Here is a 19642-nt window from a genome sequence, read left to right as displayed (position 1 = left end):
TATTCGCTTAGTTCACCATTAACTGTTCAGCTGAAGTCAGGAAGGTTTACAGTTGGCTTGGCAGTAAGTAGCTCGCTAGAAAACAACTCTCTAACAAAGACAGCCATATCATTGCATTAAAAAACTAAACAGTATCTGGGCACACTTTATGCGTATTAGCCGATGCGTGTGAAATTTCTTTCTTTAGGAGTTTCGTCAGCCTCCTCCGTTGCACGCAATCAATCTAACTCCATTATGTGGATTTATTTTGATATATACCTTGGGGCGGACAATCTGCTGTGCATGAACAGGCCATAGTGTGTGTTCAACATAAGGTGAAAATATATGAAACTTAAAACTCGGATTATCAAAGTTTACCATAAAGTTGCTTTTGCAAGTCTGGTTATTGCTGGTGGTTTGTTCTCAGCAGGTGCATCGGCAGGTTTGATCTACACGCCCTGGACAGAGAGCTCCGTTGTAACATTCAGCAATCCACCGCCGGCTTCCACCGAGTATATTGCCTCAGGGCCTGAATATGTATGGTACTGCGAGCCCCCCTTGGAAAGCTGTGCGGGTGACGCAACAGGGCCTAATATGGTTCATTTTCGCAAGACATTCACGCTACCCCCTCAGGACTTTAATGGTATACAACAGTATGTCTGGGGAAACATCACAATTATGGCCGATGACTATTTCGCGCTCTTCATCAATGGTGTATTTAAAGGAGAGAACTGGCTAGATGTAAACAATGCCGCCACGTATTTTGATATACAGCAAGATCTCATCTTGGGGCAGGTTAATCAAATTGATATTTTTGCCTGTGACGGGGCACCAACAGCCGGACTTAATGCAGGTGCAACTTTGGCTGGTGGACTTAATGCCTGTCGCAATTCATATCCCAGGGTAAATCATTGGTTGCTGATTGATGGTTCTTATACAGTTGAAGACAATGTTTTGGGAGGAACAGTTAACGCCAATGGGAGTTTTAGGAGTACAGATCTATGGTGGATATCCGAATGGGAAGTCCGGGCCGCCTCTATTCCCGAGCCAGGCTCTCTTTTTCTTCTCGGACTGGGGCTTTGTGCGTTTAGTGCAAGATATCAGCGCCGAAGCAAGCAGTAATTTTTTCCGGGCTCTATACAATAACTTTTACTACATCGCGTTTTTTAGACCGATTTATCCCAGTGGCAACCCTTAAAGTTGCCACTGGGGTTAATAATAAACCCCGGTTTTTAACGCCGGGGTTTGTGTTGTAAGGCCGAGGCCTTCTCTTTGCAGCTTTTCCCGCCTGAATCAGTCAGACAATACCGTCAGCATGTCGAGGATGACGGTTAAATTATTCCCACTCGATAGTAGCGGGTGGCTTGCCGCTGATATCGTACACCACGCGGGAAATGCCATTGATTTCATTGATAATACGGTTAGAAACCTTACCCAGTAACTCGTACGGCAGATGCGCCCAGTGGGCGGTCATAAAGTCGATGGTTTCTACGGCACGTAAGGATACTACCCAGTCGTATTTACGGGCATCACCCATTACACCAACTGATTTCACCGGCAGGAATACCGCAAACGCCTGGCTGACTTTGTTGTACAAATCGGCCTTGTGCAGCTCTTCAATAAAAATCGCATCGGCGCGGCGCAAAATATCGCAATATTCTTTTTTAATTTCGCCCAGCACCCGCACGCCTAAGCCTGGCCCTGGGAACGGGTGACGGTACAGCATGTCATAAGGCAGGCCCAGCTCTAAACCGACTTTGCGCACTTCGTCTTTAAACAGCTCACGCAGCGGCTCCACTAAGCCCAGTTTCATATGCGCCGGTAAACCACCGACATTGTGGTGCGATTTAATCACATGGGCTTTACCGGTAGCAGAGCCTGCTGACTCGATAACATCCGGATAAATGGTGCCCTGTGCCAGCCACCTGGCGTTGTCCAGTTTTTGCGACTCTTCGTCGAACACTTCCACAAACACCCGGCCAATAATTTTACGTTTGGCTTCAGGCTCATTTTCACCGGCTAAGGCGTCTAAAAAGCGCTGTTCGGCATCGATTTTGATAATGTTCAGGCCAAAGTGGTCGCCAAACATATCCATCACCTGCTTGCCTTCATTTAACCGCAGCAAGCCGTTATCAACAAAGACACAGGTCAGGTTTTTACCAATAGCCCGGTGCAGTAACATCGCCACCACTGAGCTGTCAACGCCACCCGATAAACCTAAAATAACCTGATCGTCACCAATTTGCTGCTTTAAACGAACTATGGCATCTTCAATAATTGATGCCGGGGTCCACAATTTATCGCAACCGCAAATATTAACGATAAAATGCTCCAGCATACGCAAGCCCTGACGGGTATGGGTGACTTCCGGGTGGAACTGTACGCCATAGAACTGGCGGGCTTCATCGACAATACCGGCATGCGGGCAGGTGGTGGTGGTGGCACAGGTAATAAAGCCATCTGGTATTTGCACCACTTTATCACCGTGGCTCATCCAGACATCTAACAGCGCATTGCCGTTACCACCGATATGGTCTTCAATTTTGGCGAATAAGTCGTTAGCCGCTATCACTTCAACCTGGGCATAGCCAAACTCGCGCAGATCTGAACCCTGCACCTTGCCGCCTAATTGCTCGGCCATGGTTTGCATACCGTAGCAAATACCCAGCAGCGGCACACCAGCGTCAAACACATACTGTGGTGCGCGCGGTGAGTTAGCCTCGTGCACGCTTTCCGGGCCGCCAGATAAAATAATACCGGTGGGGTTAAAGTCACGAATTTGCGCTTCGGTTACATCCCAGGCCCATAGCTCGCAATACACACCAATTTCGCGCACGCGGCGGGCAATCAGTTGGGTATATTGGGAACCAAAGTCGAGAATAAGGATGCGGTGGTGATGAATGTTTTTGTTCATAGCGACCTTTAAAGACTTTTAAAACGGGTAAATAGTACAGTGGCCGGCTAACGCCAGCCACCTTAGCTGAAAACGGTTTAGCCCAAGCGGTAGTTTGGCGCTTCCTTGGTGATTTGCACATCATGAACATGCGACTCGCCCATGCCCGCAGCAGTTACCTTAACAAACTCTGGCTTAGTGCGCAGCGTAGTCATATCCGGGCTACCGGTTAAGCCCATGGCTGAGCGCAGGCCGCCCATTTGCTGGTGAATAATGTTTTCAATCGGGCCTTTGTAGGCCACGCGGCCTTCAATACCTTCAGGTACCAGTTTTTCGGCATTGTTGCTGCCCTGGAAATAGCGATCTGAGGAGCCATTGCGCTGTGCCATGGCACCTAACGAGCCCATACCACGGTACGATTTATAATAACGGCCCTGATACAGCTCAACTTCGCCCGGCGCTTCTTCCGTACCGGCAAACATAGAGCCGACCATCACGCAGTGCGCGCCCGCCACTAAGGCTTTGGCAACGTCACCGGAGAAGCGGATACCACCATCGGCAATAATACAAACGTCAGTACCTTTAACGCCTTCTACCGCATCAGAAATAGCGGTAATTTGCGGCACACCACAACCGGTAACAATGCGGGTGGTACAAATTGAGCCCGGGCCAATGCCCACTTTTACGGCATTGGCGCCAGCTTCTGCCAGCGCTTTAGCGCCTTCAGCGGTAGCCACATTACCAGCAACTATTTGTAAATCCGGGTACTGAGCACGGGTTTGCTTAACCCGGTCAATCACGCCTTGCGAGTGACCATGCGAGGTATCAATCAGCAATATATCAACACCGGCTTCCACCAGTGCAGCAATGCGCTCATCGGTGCCCGGGCCTACGCCCACCGCGGCGCCTACCCGCAAGCGGCCTAGCTCGTCTTTACAGGCATTAGGCTTGCTGGCGGCTTTGTAGTAATCACGTACGGTAATAAGGCCTTTTAGCTTGTAGTTGTCATCGACAACCAATACTTTTTCAATCCGGTGCTGGTGCATCAGTTTAAAAGCCTGTTCGCGCGGGGCGTTTTCATTAACCGTAACCAGCCGCTCACGCGGGGTCATTACCGCTTTAACGCTGGCCTGTAAATCGGCTTCAAAGCTCATATCGCGGCCGGTAACTATACCTACCAGGTTCTGATCTTTATCCAGTACCGGAAAGCCGGAAAAGCCATGCTGCTGCGCCAAGGCCTGTACTTCGCGCACCGTCATATCCGCCGAGGCGGTAACGGGGTCAGATACCACGCCGCTTTCGTATTTTTTCACCTTACGAACATTAGTGGCCTGCTCTTCAATGGTCATATTCTTGTGAATAAAACCCAGACCACCTTCCTGCGCCAGCGCTATGGCTAAACGGGCTTCGGTTACCGTGTCCATAGAGGCCGATACCATAGGAATATTCAGCGTGATGCTTTTGGTCAGTTGAGTGCGTAAATCCGCAGTGTGGGGTAGTACGGTAGAGTGCGCCGGCACCAATAACACATCGTCAAAGGTAAGGGCTTCTTTCTTGATCCTGAGCATTGCAACAATCTCGCTGTGAAGGATGAAAAGATAGGGAATGTTGCGGCGCTATTTTAAAGGATTGTTGGCGATAGAACAATCGGTTTTTTCTTTTTGTGCGATCACGCCGGCTTAGCGTAAACTAACCCCAGAACAGCTAACCCTGGGCCACAAATGCAAAACCCCGATATTTATACCGTTTCCCGTTTAAACAGCGAAGTCAGGCTTATTCTGGAGCTGCAGTTTCAGCGGCTGTGGCTGGTGGGTGAAGTGTCTAATTTTGTGCAGGCGGCATCGGGCCACTGGTATTTTTCATTAAAAGATCAGGCGGCGCAGGTAAAAGTGGCGATGTTTAAGCAAGCCAACCGCAATGCCAGCGTAAAACCGCAAAACGGCCAGCAGGTGCTAATTCGTGCCCGCATCAGCGTGTACGAGCCACGCGGCGAGTACCAGCTGCTGGCTGAAATGATCGAGCCGGCCGGCGATGGCCTGCTAAAGCAGCAGTACGAGCAGTTAAAAGCCCGCTTACAGGCCGAGGGCTTATTTAGCGATGAGCGCAAACAGCCGCTACCTGCCCATATTAACCGGGTGGGCGTGATAACCTCGCCCACCGGTGCCGCCATTCGCGATATTGTCAGCGTATTACAGCGCCGTGCGCCGGGCATTGAAGTAATAATTTACCCTTGCTTAGTGCAGGGTGAGCAGGCCGCAGTGCAGCTTAGGCAAATGCTCAGCACGGCTATTCGGCGTAATGAAGTAGAGGTATTAATCATCGGCCGCGGTGGTGGTTCGCTGGAAGATTTATGGTGTTTTAACGACGAGCAACTGGCACGCGCCATAGCCGCCTGCCCTATTCCGATTGTCAGCGCCGTGGGCCACGAAATTGATTTCGCGCTAACCGATTTTGTTGCCGACGTACGGGCCCCTACCCCCTCAGCGGCTGCCGAGCTGGTATCACCCGATCAAAGCCATTTACTGGAGCGGCTACGCCGTTTACAAAGCGCCCTGGTGCAAGCCCAGCGCAGCCAGTTAAACCGCTTAAAGCCGGATCTGAAACAACTGGAGCAACGCTTGCTGGCGCTGCACCCAAAACGGCGCTTGCAACAACAGCAACAACGCTTAGACGAGCTGCAACTGCGCTTACACCGGGTTATTAGCCAGCAGTTAGCTAACGCCAAACGCCAGCAGCAATATTTACAGCAAAGTTTGCAGCATTTATCACCAGCCAAAGCCATTAGGCAGCAGCACGACCAGCTGCAGCAACTGCAACAACGACTGCAGCGCGGTATAAGTTTGCAATTAAAGCAGCAGCAACAAACCCTCGGCCGCTTAAGCAACCAGCTAAACACCGTAAGCCCACTGGCTACCCTGGCGCGGGGTTACAGCATCAGCTTTAACGCCGAACAGCAGGTGCTAACCTCAACCGCACAGCTAAAAGCTGGTGATAAGGTGTCGGTGAAGTTAGCAGAAGGTGGTTTTGATGCCGAGGTGACAAAGCTGAATGGTGTTTAGGCACTTACCCTGTAGATTACAAACTTATGAGGTGTAGCTGAAAATGAACAAAAACTGCAAGGTTAAGAGTGAGTTTGTGGCTGTTCGCGACAATGAACAGCTTGAGTCGATAAAAGCTGCGTACCTTAAACACTGCTTTAAGACCGCAAAAGAAGACTTAGCGCAAGGTAAGGTGGTTGAAGGCGCAACCTTTCTTAGCGCGCTGTAGCAACCGTTATGCAGAGTAAACGTTATGATTCATTCTTACTCGAACGATCGATTACCATTAGAATCAAGCTTGTAACTAATCTTACTGCCTGTTTGTAGGATGTTCACCTTGGATACGCCGTTGGACAGAAGAAATGAGACAATAGCATTGATTGCTGTCATTGCCGACATGCTTGTGCTTTTCTTAGAAGTGTCAATTTTTTCAGCACTTGCCGCATGGCACAATGTAGCCGAAAGAGTTCCATGTGGTTTTGCAAGATTAATAAGAGATGCTAATTGTCCTACACCACGCCCATTTAATGCGCTTTCTTCCATCGCGCTCGGTGTCACAAAATGCCCTCCAGATGCAGCTTCCACTACATTATCTTTTTGGGCTTCTATTACAATTCCGATGCACATGATTAAGCCAGTGATATCCATTTGCTCAAAGCCAACCGCGGGTTTGAGAATCAATTCAGGAATCTCGCCAGCAACACGTTGTTTACCACCACCCACATCTGTGACTAACGCACTAGCTACACCATTATAAGACACCCCATATTCAGGATCGTCCTCTTCAAACTTTAAGTAGATGTGTCGTTGGTCCGCTAAGGCGTCAGCAATGGTTCGTGGTGCATAAGGGAAATCCAAAAAAACAGGAAGCATTCCTGCACGGTGCCTTTCGTCATATCGTTGTTCAAAAGCCTCTTTATCATCAGGCCCATAGTCCCTACCATCGACATTGATTATACGCTGCACCACGACTGAATCAGCGTCAAAAGGATGTAACTGACCTGTCTGTTTAGTTTGTGGACGATTATTGGCCATCGCTTGCAATTTTCTCTGCGCAATAGCTTCAGGTCGATTATCAACAAACTTTAAAGACGACTCACCAGCGCCTATTTTTGAAGAAATGCCACTAGCCGCCGATTGGCTTTTGCTTTTCTGTATTCTGTCTGCGTAAGTGTTCATTTTCAAAGTCCTTTCACCATTGGTCGATACTCTGGTGTGAATAGGATCTACTTACTCATAAAAGTAGACTCTCCGTTGTTTGCGTAGGCGTCACTTGGATTTACTTGCTACAGATCACTCGTGTAGAAAAAGGTGTTGGAGCCAATAATCGCCATTTTTCATTTAAACAACTGAAAAATAATGAATTATAAAAATATACCTTTAATTGTATCCGCCCCCTTTTCGGAGTTTTTCTAGATTTAATATTTCACTCGCCAAACGAAAAAGTAACCCCTCATAGGACGCTGATCTTACGGGTAGCGGGAGGGGTGTTGTTACGAGAAATTATAATGATTAACGCTTATTTATCAAGTTCAGTGTATTTTATTCCTTCACAACTTTGATAAGCTACTCTCTAGCCGGCTTGCCTGATAACACACTCGCACTAACCGTGCAGATCGGTTTCACAGCTAAATTGGTGTAGGCAGCTGCGCCTTACGTGCCTGAGACGCCCGCAAGGCTATTGATGCGGATAAACCCTGCTTGCAAACGTAACTACAGTGCGCCAAACACGGCATCTATTCTGGGCCACCACATCAGCATGCCTGCTGCTGCAACACCTATAACGGTAGATGCTAAACCTGCTGCTGCAACCACAGTGACTGACCACTTTATGCTGGCGTGCCGCGCGCGTTTGGCGTAAAACACCAGTTTAGAAAGTGGCTTTGCATCGGTAGGCCCCTTTACCAGAGCGTTTAAAGCCATCACAGGTTCTACCCCCAATCAGTATCGGCAAAGGCATCTCGACAAATTAGCGTCCAATAACGGCAAACTGCGAATGGCATAGATAAAGCATTGTGCTAAGCAAATTAGAGCTTTTAATCGTTATCCGCCCCCAGTTTTTATATCAAGCACGCGCAAGGGCCAATTAATTTCCAGGGTGATATGACGATAATCCTAACTGCATCCATGCCTTGTTAGGCGTGGTGTATGAGACTACAATTCAGGGAACACATTCCCCCGGAGGCAACATGTCTACTGCCACACTAGAAAGGCTCCGCTGTGAACTCATGACGCTTTCTGAGCCAGAGCGTGCTGAGCTGGCATATGAGCTGATACAAAGCCTTGACGCTCCTGCAGATGATGCTGTGGAAGCGGCTTGGGACCGGGAGATTGTGCGTAGAATTAACCAAATCGACTCTGGGCAGGCCAAACTTTTAGACCGTAAGGAATTTCGAAAAAAAATACAGGACAGAATTGGACGTTAAAATTGCTCACTGTGCGGATACTCGAAGAAGCAGCAGAAGAAGCTACTGAAGCTGCGGCTTGGTATGAGTCGGAAAAGCCTGGACTTGGCAAAGATTTTTCTGACGCCGTTGATACTGCCTTAGACCTTATTGAGGAGAATATCCTCCCTCTTCTTCCAATGTCAGCCGAAGCCGGAGCGCTGGGAGCAAAACGCATAATACTTAAACGTTTTCCTTATGACATCGTCTGCCTGATAAGACCAAATGAAGCTGTTGTCATTGCCATTGCTCATCATTCCCGTACGCCCGGCTATTGGAGCGAGCGTATTGAAAAAACTTGACGCAAAACATATTTAATAAAAGTATCCAATCCCCAACAGAATATGGCAGATACCCGCACTACCAGCCAGGGATATTGCTACCATGCTGGGCAATACTCAAATGCATTGTTAGCAAACTTTGGCTAACTGGAGAGCTATGTCACATAACACCATTGCCCTGAATCAACAGCGCCAGCCGCTGCACCACCTGGAGTCGGTCTGGTTATTTGGCTATGGCTCGCTGATTTATAAAGCCGATTTCCCTTTTCTGCAATGCAAGCCGGCTTGTATTTATGGCTGGCAACGCCGCTTCTGGCAGGGCTCGCATGATCATCGCGGCACGCCTGAGGCGCCCGGGCGGGTATTAACTTTAGTTGAAGCACCGGGCGCACGCTGTGCGGGTATGGCGTATCAGGTAACCCCCGATACCTTTGAGCATTTAGATCATCGCGAAAAAAACGGTTACCTGCGGGTGTTTACAGATTTGCATTGGCTGGAAGAGCCTGGCCAAAGTGAAGGATTAGTGTATTTAGCCAGCGCCGACAATGAAGCGTATCTGGGCCCGGATACTGACGCGGCTATCGCCGCCCATATTGCCCAAAGTGCAGGGCCCAGTGGCCCCAATAGCGAATACGTACTGAAATTAGCGCAGGCGCTGCGCGATATGAATGAAGCTGACGAGCATGTGTTTGCGATTGAGCAGGCACTGTTAGAACGTCTCCCTGCTAACGACACAGTTAAACTCACTCCAGGCTGCTAATCCAGGGCTGATGCAGCTTACCGTAGTGAATCGTCGCCTGAAACGGCACTGTTTCTCTGCTGTTGCGGTGTTGCGGTAATGCCTGAGCTAAATGTTTGGGGACATACAGCGATTCTACCGCCAGCCGGTTTACCATAATTTCAGTGGGAATGGTCTGCCCTGCTTTGTTACAGCGGGCATAACCGGGTTGTAATTCGGCGGGCACAATTAACAGAGTGCCGTTGGCAGTGGCTGATCTGGCAGCCAGCACTTTTTGCAGTAACGCCGGGTTGGCAGCGGCATCGATAACGTACAAACGGGTAGCCGAGTCTGTTGCCGCCTGCAGCAACGCTGCTGCCCGCTGTTGTTTATCCAGTAGCGCCTCGCCCGCGAGTTCAGGCCCTGGCGCTGCTTGCTGTGCTAACGCATTATAATGTGCTGCTTGGGCCAGCGCTTGCTGGTAGCCTGGGCCATTAAATTCCAGTAACACCCAACCGGCCTGTTGTTGGCGCCGATAGCGCTCTGGCTGGCAGGGCCCGAACTGAAAACTGGCAAAGTGCTGCTCACTGAGTACTAAACTGCGGTTAGTGTGGCGGTATCGATAGTGGTTATCTTCGTTGATCGGCTCTGGGTTCGGCGTGGTCCACTGCAGGCTAAGCCGTTTAGCTGAATCTTCTCTGGCAAAGCCATAATTACCAGGCAAGCGTAGTTCCCGCTCCGTTAACGGCAGTTCAGCCAGGGTATCGCTGCGATTAATCAGCACTTTGCCAAGTATCACGCTATTTACCAGCACCACAGCAGCAACGGCCAGCCATGGCAGTTTTGTTGAGCGGGAATTAGCCATGCTGCCCTCCGGCTGGTTGCACCCTGGCATGCTGAGCCGTGCGAAAACGGTTAAACATAGTGAGTGCTAAAATCGCTGTAAGGCCAATTAACAAGAAGAACAGGTATTTAGGTAACCAGTCCCACCACCAATCAAAGAACTTGGTATACAAAAATAGTGCAAAGAACACATTGCCGGTTAGCATCAATTTGGTTGCATGGGTGCGGATGCCATACAGCACCAACAACGCACTGGCTGCAAACCCCAATACCTGATAACAACCTTCAATAATCTCAGCCGACCAGGGCAAATAACTGACGCGGCCCCAATTGGCTAATATCAGCACGGCAATAAAAAACACCACCGCTGACAGTATCTGATACAGGTTGGCGAAGCCATCAAACCGCTGTTGATTAAACAGCAGTGGCACGACAAACAACAGCAGACTGGTTAGCAGAAAATGCTCAGGATACTCGCCGGCATACACCCAGTAACTGCCCATCCAGCTACCGAACTGCGCGCCGATAAACATAAAGCTGCAGAGCATTGCCGCCGCCAGCAGCAAGCGGGCCTGCACCAGGTAAGCCAGCACAAAACCATAAAATGCGAAAACAGCAAAAGCATTTGGTGATGGCGTGATATTAAAAATGCTGCCCAGCATCACAATATTCAGCACCCAGGCGACAAAAGACAGTAATGCGGCTAATTTTGCGTAATAACCAGAGTCATCAATTCGCTGTAACCACAGCGTAAGGCCCAGGCTTAATAAGGGCGCCGCCACTAACAGCGTGACCTGAGTGGCGCTAGCAAAGTAGCCCCAGTACTGATAAAACAGAAAAAACAAACTGGCAGCCAGCGCGGTAGCGCCAAGAAATGAGACAATTTGCATGCCCAACGACAAATGGCGGGCTTGGTCATTTAAATCGATATCCAGACCTTGCTGCAGTTGCTGCAGCAAGCCATTGTGATACTCACGAATTTTTTGGGCGTTGTCGTCAGTCAGCGCCAGCAGGCCTTGTTCGGCTAATAGTTGCTGTTCTGCCCGAAAGGCCAGCACCTGATCAGCTCTGGTCTGGGCCTGGGTTTTATTAAGGGGTAAGGTGGTCACGGGCTTAGGTTCATCCATGCTGTCAGCGCCTGATGTAACAGAGTACCCTAAAAACTATAAAACCGGAATTGGCTAAAACTAACCCATTCCGGTTTTTTACTGACATCAGCCTACAAACATGGCGTGTTAGCGCTACTCTTTTACCACATCAATAAAGTACTGACTCTCACCAGCAATAGTTTCCCGCACCAGGCCATGCACATCGGTCTCAAAGCCCGGGAACTGGCCGTTGAAGGCGCGGGTAAATTTCAGATACTTAATAATAGTGGCATTAAAACGCTCGCCCGGCACCATCAGAGGAATACCCGGTGGGTAAGGGGTTACTAACATAGCGGTTACCCGGCCGGCGATGTCGTCAATAGACACCCGCTCAATTTCGCGGTGGGCCATTTTGGCCCAGGCATCGGCTGGGGTCATTGCCGTTTCAATATTCGACAGGTACATCTCAGTGGTCACTTTGGCCACATCAAACTGGCGGTAAATATTATGAATTTGCTGGCACAGATCGCGCAGACCGACTTTTTCGTAACGCGGATTCTTCGCCACAAATTCCGGCATCACCCGCCACATTGGCAGGTTTTGATCGTAATCGTCTTTAAACTGCTGTAACTCAGTCACCATCGAGTTCCAGCGGCCCTTGGTAATACCAATGGTAAACATAATAAAGAACGAATACAGGCCGGTTTTTTCGATAATAATACCGTGTTCAGCCAGGTACTTACTGACGATAGTCGCCGGTATGCCATGTTCGTCAAACTGCCCCTGCAATGTCAGGCCCGGGGTAATAATGGTGGCCTTGATTGGGTCCAGAATATTAAAACCGGATTCGATGGCACCAAAGCCATGCCAGCTGTCGGTGGCATGCAGCATCCAGTTATCACGCTCGCCGATGCCCTCTTCCGGCAAATGCTCCGGGCCCCACACCGTAAACCACCAGTCATTATCGCCAAATTCGGCATCCACTTTGCGCATGGCGCGGCGAAAATCAATGGCTTCCAGTAAGCTTTCTTCTACCAATGCCGTGCCGCCCGGCGCTTCCATCATCGCCGCCGCCACATCGCAGCTGGCGATAATGGCATATTGCGGGCTGGTTGAGCTGTGCATTAAGTACGACTCGTTAAAGCGGTGGGTATCTAAGCTTCGATTAGTGGCATTTTGCACCAGAATCTGCGATGCCTGTGACAAGCCAGCCAGTAATTTATGGGTAGATTGGGTGGCAAATACCAGGGTTTCTGCTGAACGTGGCCGGTCTTTACCAATGGCATGCATATTCTTGTAGAAATCATGGAAGCTGGCATGCGGCAGCCAGGCTTCGTCAAAATGCAGGGTGTCGATAGTTGAGCCCAGCTGCTGTTTTATCTCTTCCACGTTATACAAGATACCGTCGTAGGTACTTTGGGTAATGGTCAGAATACGCGGCTTTTTGTTTTTGGCATTGCGGGCAAAAGGGTTGGCCTCAATCTTTTTGGCGATGGCCTCTGGCGAAAACTCACTTTTCGGGATCGGGCCGATAATGCCGTAATGGTTGCGGGTTGGCATTAAAAATACCGGGATGGCGCCGGTCATAATTATCGAGTGCAAAATCGATTTATGACAGTTACGATCGACCACTACGATATCGCCTGGTGCCACTACCGAGTGCCAGACCATTTTATTGGAGGTGGAGGTACCATTGGTGACAAAAAACAAATGATCAGCATTGAAAATGCGGGCAGCATTTTGCTCGCTTTGTGCCACCGGGCCGGTATGGTCCAGCAACTGGCCTAATTCATCAACCGAATTACAGACATCGGCGCGCAGCATATTTTCACCGAAGAACTGGTGAAACATCTGGCCAACCGGACTTTTTAAAAAGGCCACGCCACCCGAGTGTCCCGGACAATGCCAGGAGTATGACGAGTCTTCGGCATAGGCCATTAACGCATTAAAAAACGGCGGCGCTAAAGCATCCAGATATTTTTTGGCTTCACGGATAATATGGCGGGCCACAAATTCCGGTGTGTCTTCAAACATATGAATAAAGCCATGCAGCTCACGCAGGATATCATTGGAAATATGCCGGCTGGTACGGGTTTCACCGTATAAAAAAATCGGTATATCGGCGTTACGTTTGCGTACTTCTTTGACAAAGGCCCTAAGCTCAGTCAGGGCGGCGCTGACTTCAGCATCGCTGCCGCTGCCAAATTCTTCATCATCAATTGATAAAATAAAGCAGGAGGCACGGCTGGCTTGTTGGGCAAAAGCCGTTAAATCAACATAGCTGGTGTAACCCACCACTTCAAAACCGTGGCTACCGATGGCTTCGGCTAAATCACGAATGCCTGAACCTGAAATATTTTCTGAACGAAAATCTTCATCGATAACAATAACCGGAAAACGAAACTTCATCAGTTAGTCCTTGCTGTTAATCTTTTTTAGCCACTTTCTGGCGCGCCTTCATTAAACGCTCACGCTTGTATTTTTGCAGCGCAGTTTCGGTGTTCTTTTTGGTTGGCATAAAGGGGTTCTCCCCCTCGCGGAATTCAACCCGGACCGGCGTACCCATCATTTGCAAGGCTTTGCGATAGTAGTTCATTAAATAACGCTTGTAGGAATCGGGTAAGTCTTTAACCTGATTGCCATGGATGACGATAATCGGCGGGTTGTAGCCACCGGCATGGGCATACTTCAGTTTGACCCGGCGACCATGTACCAGTGGCGGCTGGTGATCTTCCTGCGCCATTTTCATAATACGGGTAAGTAGCGAGGTACTGACCCGTTTTGTAGCAGAATCAAAGGCCTCTTCTACCGATTCAAACAGGTTGCCGACACCTGAACCATGCAGTGCCGAGATAAAATGCAGCCGGGCGAAGTCAATAAAGCCTAATCGCCGATCCAGCTCGCGTTTTACTTCTTCTTTAATGCTGTCGTTCAGGCCATCCCATTTATTAACCGCAATCACCAGAGATCGGCCGGCATTCAACGCAAAACCCAGAATGCTTAAATCCTGATCGGAAATGCCCTGTTGGGCGTCCAGTACCAGTAATACCACATTAGCTTCTTCAATGGCCTGCAGCGTTTTAATCACAGAGAACTTCTCGACCATGTCGTCAATTTTACCGCGGCGGCGTACCCCAGCGGTGTCAATCAGGGTGTAGTTGCGCTCATTGCGCTGCATTGGAATAAACACCGAATCACGGGTGGTACCAGGCATATCAAATACCACTACCCGTTCTTCGCCTAAAATCCGGTTAGTCAGCGTCGATTTACCGACATTCGGCCGGCCAACAATGGCCAGTTTGATATGTTCGCTACGCAAGCGGGCCGCTTCAGCATCAGCTTCTTCTTCAGTCATGGTTTCCAGCGCAGGGCCAGCATCAAGACCTGCAGCGCTGTCAGTCGCTGCCAACTTATCAGCCAAAAAGGGCAGTAACGCATGTTGTAACAAGGATGACACGCCACGACCGTGCGCAGCGGCTATCGGGTACACCTCACCGATACCCAGGCTGTAAAAATCGGCCACTGCTGTGTCTGCATCCAGGCCATCGGTTTTATTCGCTACCAGAAATACCGGTTTTTCCAGGCGGCGAATATGATCAGCTATAGCACTGTCGCCCACCGTCGCACCGGCCCGGGCATCGACCATAAATAGCACCACATCCGCTTCGTCAATCGCTTTTAGCGACTGCCCGGCCATCTCTACTTCAATACCTTGCTCGTTGCCATCAATACCACCGGTATCAACCACAATAAATTCCATACCCTCGAAATTAACAGAGCCGTACTTTCGATCCCGGGTTAAACCCGGAAAGTCAGCCACCAGGGCGTCACGGGTGCGGGTTAAGCGATTAAATAACGTGGATTTGCCAACATTGGCGCGCCCCACCAGAGCCACTACAGGTAACATTCAGTCAACCTCAAAAATAAGAAAACAGGCCCAATCAGGCCTGTTCCTTCAGTTATATGCCTAGGGTACCGGTTAAGGTACTTGTAATAAGACTAGCTCACCATTGCGGCTTGTCACTAATATATAGTCGTCGTTTGCTACCGCTTCCCGGTAAAAGCCCGAGCTATCAAAACGTTGTCTGGCAACAAAGTCGCCGGTTTCGCGGTTCAGCCAATGCAAATTGCCTTTAACATCACCCACCACTAAGTAATCTTTATATACCGTTGGCCCGCTTAGAAAGTGTCGACGTAAGCCTTGCTGGCCCCATACTTCACTGCCATTACGCCGGTCAATGGCATAAATACCGCCGGTTGAATCAACCACATATAAAATGTTGCCCGAAATAGCCATATTACGGAAGCTGGCGTAGTCGCGCTTCCACAACTGACGGCCACTGCGCAGCTCCATCGCGACCAACTCGCCGTTATAAGCAATGCTATACAAGGTGCCGGCAACTACAATGGGCTTGGCATCAACATCGACTAAACGCGATAAGTCGGTTGTACCCTGTGGAATCGCAATCGCTTCTTCCCAGGCCTGATAACCACGATCAGCCAGTAGTACGCCAACCCGGCCGGTGCCGCTGCCGTAAATCACACCACCGGCTTCAATCACCGGCTCGCTTACACCACGAATAGTCAAAGCAGGTTGATCGTCTTCAAATATCCAGCGTTGCTCACCGGTTTCAGGGTCAAGTGCAATGATGTTGCCAGCGGTGGTCGCCGCTACAACCAGGCCATCACCTACTGCCGGGCTGGCTAATACTTCACCTTTCACTGGCACCCGCCATAACAGCTGGCCCGTTTCGGCATTTAGCGCAAATACTTCACCGTTTTCTGTGCCCAGATACAATCTGTTGTTGCTGTAGCTAATGCCACCGGCAATGCGGGCGCTATCGCTACTAAAACGGGCCAGCAATGAAGATCTGCCCTCAGTACGTAAATCAAAGCGCCACAACGTACGGCCATTGCTCAGGTTCTTTGCTACCACCAGGCCTTCCCGGCTGGCGGCATAAACTTTGTTATCCTGAATAAGCGGCTTTAGCCCTGACTCGTAATGCGCTACGCCCTTACCTACCTTACTTTGCCAGACCTTCTTTGGGCTGATGCTATTCTGAACATCAGGCAATACCAGCTTTTCCTTGCTTGAACAAGCAGATACTGCAAAAGCCACTAAAACAACAGCCGTTATTTTTCCGAATAATTTCACGCCTACCCCTTGTTAGCTGGCTGTAATATGGGCCAATTCATCCAGTTTTACCTGTAATAATTGCCGGGTTTGTTCACTGCTGGCCAATGCCTGCTGATATGCCGCCTTGGCCTGTGCTAACTCACCCGTTAACTGCAATAAGTCGCCCCGTAATTCTGCCTGCTGCGACAGAAAACTAGCCGGAACCGCTAACTGTAAAGTTGCCAGCGCATCTGCATAATTACCTTGTTCACGCTGCACCCGCGCCAGCCGCAGCTGAGCAATGGCCTTTACCGGCGCTTCCTTGGCATTATGCATCACCCAGCTTAAATGCTCAGCGGCAGTAGCCAGTTGCTGTGAATCTATTGCTTCGCGGGCGGCGAGTAAAGCGGCAAACACCGCATAGCTGCTATTGCCCTGGGCATCAATAAAACCTTTGGCACTGTTCAGCCAGTCACTACCCTCAGTTTGTTGTTGCTGCAGCAACTGGCTGTACTGAGCAGATACCTGCTCAGCCTGGCTGCGTTGATCAGCCTGATAATAGCGCCAGCCGTAAAGGCCAGCCAGGCCAATCACTACCCCACCTAAAATCGCTTTGCCGTATTCATTCCAAAAGCGTTTGATGGCCTCAACCTGTTGTTCTTCGCTGCTGTAAATTTCCAATGTGACTACTCCGTAATATCCTGTTTAATCTGCTTAGGTACAGCTTGCCAACCAGACAATGCGCTTGCCGGCTGCAACCAGTACTAATAATCTGTTGTTATACCATGGCTGCCAGTAACTGAGGCAATGCTGCCAGCGTCAGCGTGCGCTGAGGTTTATCTTCGCGCAACCATTTCAAGGTGATTTCGCCGCGTGCCAGCTCATCTGCCCCCAGGATCAATCCCAGTGCAGCACCCGATTTATCAGCCCGTTTCATTTGCTTTTTCAGGTTGCCGCCGCCGCAGTGCAAGATAACACGTTTTGCAGTTAATTCGCTACGCAGCTGTTCGGCAATCGCTATGGCCGCAAGTTCCGCAGCTTCACCCATCGGCATAATATAAATATCGGCGGTAGCCGCTGGCAGGCTAACCAGCTGTAAGGTTTGCAGCAATAATATTAATCGCTCCATGCCCAGCGCAAAGCCAACTGCCGGCGTGGCTTTACCACCCAGCTGCTCAACTAAACCATCATAGCGGCCACCGGCACAAACGGTGCCCTGAGCACCCAGTTCAGTGGTAACCCATTCAAAAACCGTTTTATTGTAATAATCCAGACCACGAACCAGAGTGGGGTTAACCGTATAAGCAATACCGGCGGCGTCGAGCCGGCGCTTTAACTGGCTGAAATGCTCCGCTGAGTCGGCATCTAAATATTCACTTAACTGTGGCGCGCCAGCCACGATCTCTGCCAGCGCCGGGTTCTTCGTATCGAGCACCCGTAAAGGATTGGTATGCATCCGGCGCAGGCTGTCTTCGTCTAACAGCGCCTGATGCTGCTGCAGATAAGCAACCAATGCTTCCCGGTAGCGGGCCCTTGCTTCATTGGAACCTAAGGAATTCAGCTGCAAACTAACATATGGCGCCAGGCCCAGTTGCTGCCAAAGCTTAGCAGTTAAGATAATCACTTCAGCGTCAATATCGCTACTGGCAATACCAAACGCTTCCAAACCAAACTGATGAAACTGGCGGTAGCGGCCTTTTTGCGGCCTTTCATGCCGAAACATTGGTCCCAGATACCATAACCGCTGCTCCTGGTTATACAACAAACCGTGTTCATTGCCAGCGCGAACACAGCAGGCAGTACCTTCCGGACGCAGCGTCAGGCTGTCACCATTGCGATCAGCAAAGGTGTACATTTCTTTTTCAACGATGTCGGTTACTTCGCCGATAGAGCGTTTAAACAGCTCGGTCATTTCGACTATCGGAAAGCGAATTTCGCTATAACCAAAGCTAGCCACGGTGTGGCGTAATACCTGCTCCAGATGTTGCCATAACGGCGTATCCTGTGGCAGGCAATCGTTCATGCCACGTATTGCCTGAATATTTTTTGCCAAAATTAATTTCTCACTGCCATGCTAAAAACCGGCCGATTATAAGAGGTGTCTTTGCCAACACCAAACGGCCTGAGTTAATCGAGTTGTTTAATACCTATCAGCTGCTCGCGGGCCAGCAGATACTGCCGCACCTGTTGCTCCAACTGTTCGGCGATGCTGTTGTTATCCAGCCGTAATTTCTGGCGCTGGCCATTTAAATAAAAACCACTTTTACGGTTGGCACCGGCCACCCCCAGATCAGAAATCAGCGCCTCGCCGGGGCCATTGACCACACAACCGATCACCGACACTGTTAATGGCTCGACAATATCTTCCAGCCGCTGCTCCAGTTCATTCATGGTTTTGATCACATCAAATTCCTGGCGCGAACAACTGGGACAGGCAATAAAATTAATGCCACGCTGGCGGATGCGCAGCGATTTTAAAATATCAAAGGCTACTTTGACTTCTTCTACCGGATCGGCCGCCAGTGAAATACGCAAGGTATCGCCAATGCCCTCTGCCAGCAACATACCCAGGCCAATAGCCGACTTCACAGCACCCGCGCGGGCGCCACCGGCTTCGGTAATGCCCAAATGCAATGGCTGTTTAATTTGCTTGGCCAGTAAACGGTAAGCCCCTACCGCTAAAAACACATCTGAGGCCTTAACACTGACTTTAAACTGGTCAAAATTCAGCCGGTCCAGAATATCAACATGGCGCATCGCAGATTCAACCAACGCTGCTGGCGTGGGTTCAGTGTATTTTTCCTGAATATCGGCTTCTAACGAGCCACCATTTACACCAATGCGAATGGGAATATTATGATCCCGGGCACAATCGACCACTGCCCGGATCCGATCTTCCCGGCCAATATTGCCCGGGTTAATTCGCAGGCAATCGGCACCATACTCTGCCACTTTTAAAGCAATCCGATAGTCAAAATGAATATCGGCTACCAGTGGAATGGGTGATTGTTGCTTAATCAGTTTAAAGGCTTCGGCGTCGTCCATGGTCGGCACCGAAACCCTTACTAAATCAGCGCCAGCGGCCGCAATAGCCTGAATTTGCGCCAGGGTAGCAGCCACATCGGTAGTGCGGGTGTTGGTCATTGACTGCACGGCAATCGGTGCATCACCACCGATGGCCACACTACCTACATGAATTTGGGTGCTCAGGCGTCGGGTAATAGGATTGTCAGCAAACATGT

The 19642-nt window shown here is 49.9% G+C and carries 18 protein-coding genes and 1 pseudogene; 7 read left to right on the top strand and 12 right to left on the bottom strand.

What is annotated here, in order from left to right:
* Window positions 1-324 precede the first annotated feature (324 nt).
* Window positions 325-1101, top strand: coding sequence for a PEP-CTERM sorting domain-containing protein (locus WG68_RS00180; RefSeq protein ID WP_046555643.1), 777 nt, complete (start codon window positions 325-327; stop codon window positions 1099-1101).
* Window positions 1102-1315: 214 nt separating this feature from the next.
* Here the strand turns inward: WG68_RS00180 and guaA are convergent, their stop codons facing one another.
* Complete coding sequence (gene guaA / locus WG68_RS00175) at window positions 1316-2893, bottom strand: glutamine-hydrolyzing GMP synthase (RefSeq protein WP_046555642.1); 1578 nt, start codon at window positions 2891-2893, stop codon at window positions 1316-1318.
* A 77-nt stretch (window positions 2894-2970) separates the two neighbouring features.
* Window positions 2971-4440 carry an IMP dehydrogenase gene (gene guaB, locus WG68_RS00170; RefSeq protein WP_046555641.1) on the bottom strand — a complete coding sequence of 490 codons (1470 nt, stop codon included), beginning with the start codon at window positions 4438-4440 and terminating at the stop codon, window positions 2971-2973.
* 153 nt (window positions 4441-4593) lie between these two features.
* On the opposite strand from guaB, the gene xseA reads away from it, so the two are divergent.
* Entirely contained in the window at window positions 4594-5931 is a 1338-nt protein-coding gene (gene xseA, locus WG68_RS00165; protein WP_046555640.1) for an exodeoxyribonuclease VII large subunit, read from the top strand.
* A gap of 43 nt (window positions 5932-5974) precedes the next feature.
* Window positions 5975-6139, top strand: coding sequence for a hypothetical protein (locus tag WG68_RS19625; protein WP_161796333.1), 165 nt, complete (start codon window positions 5975-5977; stop codon window positions 6137-6139).
* A 35-nt stretch (window positions 6140-6174) separates the two neighbouring features.
* Here WG68_RS19625 and WG68_RS00155 read toward each other — a convergent pair whose 3' ends face one another.
* A complete protein-coding gene (locus tag WG68_RS00155; RefSeq protein ID WP_046555639.1) occupies window positions 6175-7089 on the bottom strand; it encodes a hypothetical protein in 915 nt (304 codons plus the stop codon).
* A 534-nt stretch (window positions 7090-7623) separates the two neighbouring features.
* Window positions 7624-7833, bottom strand: coding sequence for a hypothetical protein (locus WG68_RS00150; protein ID WP_046555638.1), 210 nt, complete (start codon window positions 7831-7833; stop codon window positions 7624-7626).
* Between WG68_RS00150 and WG68_RS20000 the strand changes: the two are divergent.
* From WG68_RS20000 to WG68_RS00135, 4 genes and pseudogenes are all read left to right on the top strand, one after another.
* A pseudogene (locus WG68_RS20000) lies at window positions 7817-7915 on the top strand (hypothetical protein); the annotation flags it as partial. The gene WG68_RS00150 and the pseudogene WG68_RS20000 sit on opposite strands and share 17 nt — an antisense overlap.
* A gap of 184 nt (window positions 7916-8099) precedes the next feature.
* On the top strand, window positions 8100-8336 hold the full coding sequence (locus WG68_RS00145) for an addiction module protein (protein ID WP_046555637.1): 237 nt from the start codon (window positions 8100-8102) through the stop codon (window positions 8334-8336).
* Window positions 8337-8347: 11 nt separating this feature from the next.
* Entirely contained in the window at window positions 8348-8656 is a 309-nt protein-coding gene (locus tag WG68_RS00140) for a type II toxin-antitoxin system RelE/ParE family toxin (protein WP_235357592.1), read from the top strand.
* A gap of 136 nt (window positions 8657-8792) precedes the next feature.
* On the top strand, window positions 8793-9395 hold the full coding sequence (locus WG68_RS00135) for a gamma-glutamylcyclotransferase (RefSeq protein ID WP_046555635.1): 603 nt from the start codon (window positions 8793-8795) through the stop codon (window positions 9393-9395).
* On the opposite strand, the gene WG68_RS00130 is transcribed toward WG68_RS00135, so the two are convergent.
* The 8 genes from WG68_RS00130 to ispG form a co-directional block, all read right to left on the bottom strand.
* Entirely contained in the window at window positions 9379-10218 is an 840-nt protein-coding gene (locus WG68_RS00130; protein WP_046555634.1) for a DUF4824 family protein, read from the bottom strand. The two genes, WG68_RS00135 and WG68_RS00130, sit on opposite strands and share 17 nt — an antisense overlap.
* Window positions 10211-11323, bottom strand: a complete 1113-nt coding sequence (locus WG68_RS00125) for a DUF2157 domain-containing protein (RefSeq protein WP_046555633.1) — start codon at window positions 11321-11323, stop codon at window positions 10211-10213. The genes WG68_RS00130 and WG68_RS00125 overlap by 8 nt, the downstream gene beginning before the upstream one ends.
* A 114-nt stretch (window positions 11324-11437) precedes the next feature.
* Window positions 11438-13693 carry an arginine/lysine/ornithine decarboxylase gene (locus tag WG68_RS00120; protein ID WP_046555632.1) on the bottom strand — a complete coding sequence of 752 codons (2256 nt, stop codon included), beginning with the start codon at window positions 13691-13693 and terminating at the stop codon, window positions 11438-11440.
* Window positions 13694-13709: 16 nt separating this feature from the next.
* Window positions 13710-15191 carry a ribosome biogenesis GTPase Der gene (gene der / locus WG68_RS00115; RefSeq protein ID WP_046555631.1) on the bottom strand — a complete coding sequence of 494 codons (1482 nt, stop codon included), beginning with the start codon at window positions 15189-15191 and terminating at the stop codon, window positions 13710-13712.
* 72 nt (window positions 15192-15263) lie between these two features.
* Window positions 15264-16439, bottom strand: coding sequence for an outer membrane protein assembly factor BamB (gene bamB, locus WG68_RS00110; RefSeq protein WP_046555630.1), 1176 nt, complete (start codon window positions 16437-16439; stop codon window positions 15264-15266).
* A 12-nt stretch (window positions 16440-16451) separates the two neighbouring features.
* Complete coding sequence (locus tag WG68_RS00105; RefSeq protein WP_046555629.1) at window positions 16452-17081, bottom strand: YfgM family protein; 630 nt, start codon at window positions 17079-17081, stop codon at window positions 16452-16454.
* A 97-nt stretch (window positions 17082-17178) separates the two neighbouring features.
* Entirely contained in the window at window positions 17179-18453 is a 1275-nt protein-coding gene (gene hisS, locus WG68_RS00100) for a histidine--tRNA ligase (RefSeq protein WP_046555628.1), read from the bottom strand.
* A 74-nt stretch (window positions 18454-18527) separates the two neighbouring features.
* Entirely contained in the window at window positions 18528-19640 is a 1113-nt protein-coding gene (gene ispG / locus WG68_RS00095) for a flavodoxin-dependent (E)-4-hydroxy-3-methylbut-2-enyl-diphosphate synthase (RefSeq protein WP_046555627.1), read from the bottom strand.
* Window positions 19641-19642 lie beyond the last annotated feature (2 nt).

Origin of the sequence: Arsukibacterium ikkense (genome assembly GCF_000987775.1) — a bacterium.
GTDB lineage: Bacteria > Pseudomonadota > Gammaproteobacteria > Enterobacterales > Alteromonadaceae > Alishewanella > Alishewanella ikkense.
The sequence above is the reverse complement of the archived record's forward strand: the minus strand, read 5'-3'. Positions and strand labels throughout refer to the sequence as shown.

Bases quoted from the DNA above. Each gene is read 5' to 3' on its own strand.
- WG68_RS00180 (WP_046555643.1), top strand. From the start codon at position 325: ATGAAACTTAAAACTCGGATTATCAAAGTTTACCATAAAGTTGCTTTT.
- guaA (WP_046555642.1), bottom strand. From the start codon at position 2,893: ATGAACAAAAACATTCATCACCACCGCATCCTTATTCTCGACTTTGGT.
- guaB (WP_046555641.1), bottom strand. From the start codon at position 4,440: ATGCTCAGGATCAAGAAAGAAGCCCTTACCTTTGACGATGTGTTATTG.
- xseA (WP_046555640.1), top strand. From the start codon at position 4,594: ATGCAAAACCCCGATATTTATACCGTTTCCCGTTTAAACAGCGAAGTC.
- WG68_RS19625 (WP_161796333.1), top strand. From the start codon at position 5,975: ATGAACAAAAACTGCAAGGTTAAGAGTGAGTTTGTGGCTGTTCGCGAC.
- WG68_RS00155 (WP_046555639.1), bottom strand. From the start codon at position 7,089: ATGAACACTTACGCAGACAGAATACAGAAAAGCAAAAGCCAATCGGCG.
- WG68_RS00150 (WP_046555638.1), bottom strand. From the start codon at position 7,833: ATGGCTTTAAACGCTCTGGTAAAGGGGCCTACCGATGCAAAGCCACTT.
- WG68_RS00145 (WP_046555637.1), top strand. From the start codon at position 8,100: ATGTCTACTGCCACACTAGAAAGGCTCCGCTGTGAACTCATGACGCTT.
- WG68_RS00135 (WP_046555635.1), top strand. From the start codon at position 8,793: ATGTCACATAACACCATTGCCCTGAATCAACAGCGCCAGCCGCTGCAC.
- WG68_RS00130 (WP_046555634.1), bottom strand. From the start codon at position 10,218: ATGGCTAATTCCCGCTCAACAAAACTGCCATGGCTGGCCGTTGCTGCT.
- WG68_RS00125 (WP_046555633.1), bottom strand. From the start codon at position 11,323: ATGGATGAACCTAAGCCCGTGACCACCTTACCCCTTAATAAAACCCAG.
- WG68_RS00120 (WP_046555632.1), bottom strand. From the start codon at position 13,693: ATGAAGTTTCGTTTTCCGGTTATTGTTATCGATGAAGATTTTCGTTCA.
- der (WP_046555631.1), bottom strand. From the start codon at position 15,191: ATGTTACCTGTAGTGGCTCTGGTGGGGCGCGCCAATGTTGGCAAATCC.
- ispG (WP_046555627.1), bottom strand. From the start codon at position 19,640: ATGTTTGCTGACAATCCTATTACCCGACGCCTGAGCACCCAAATTCAT.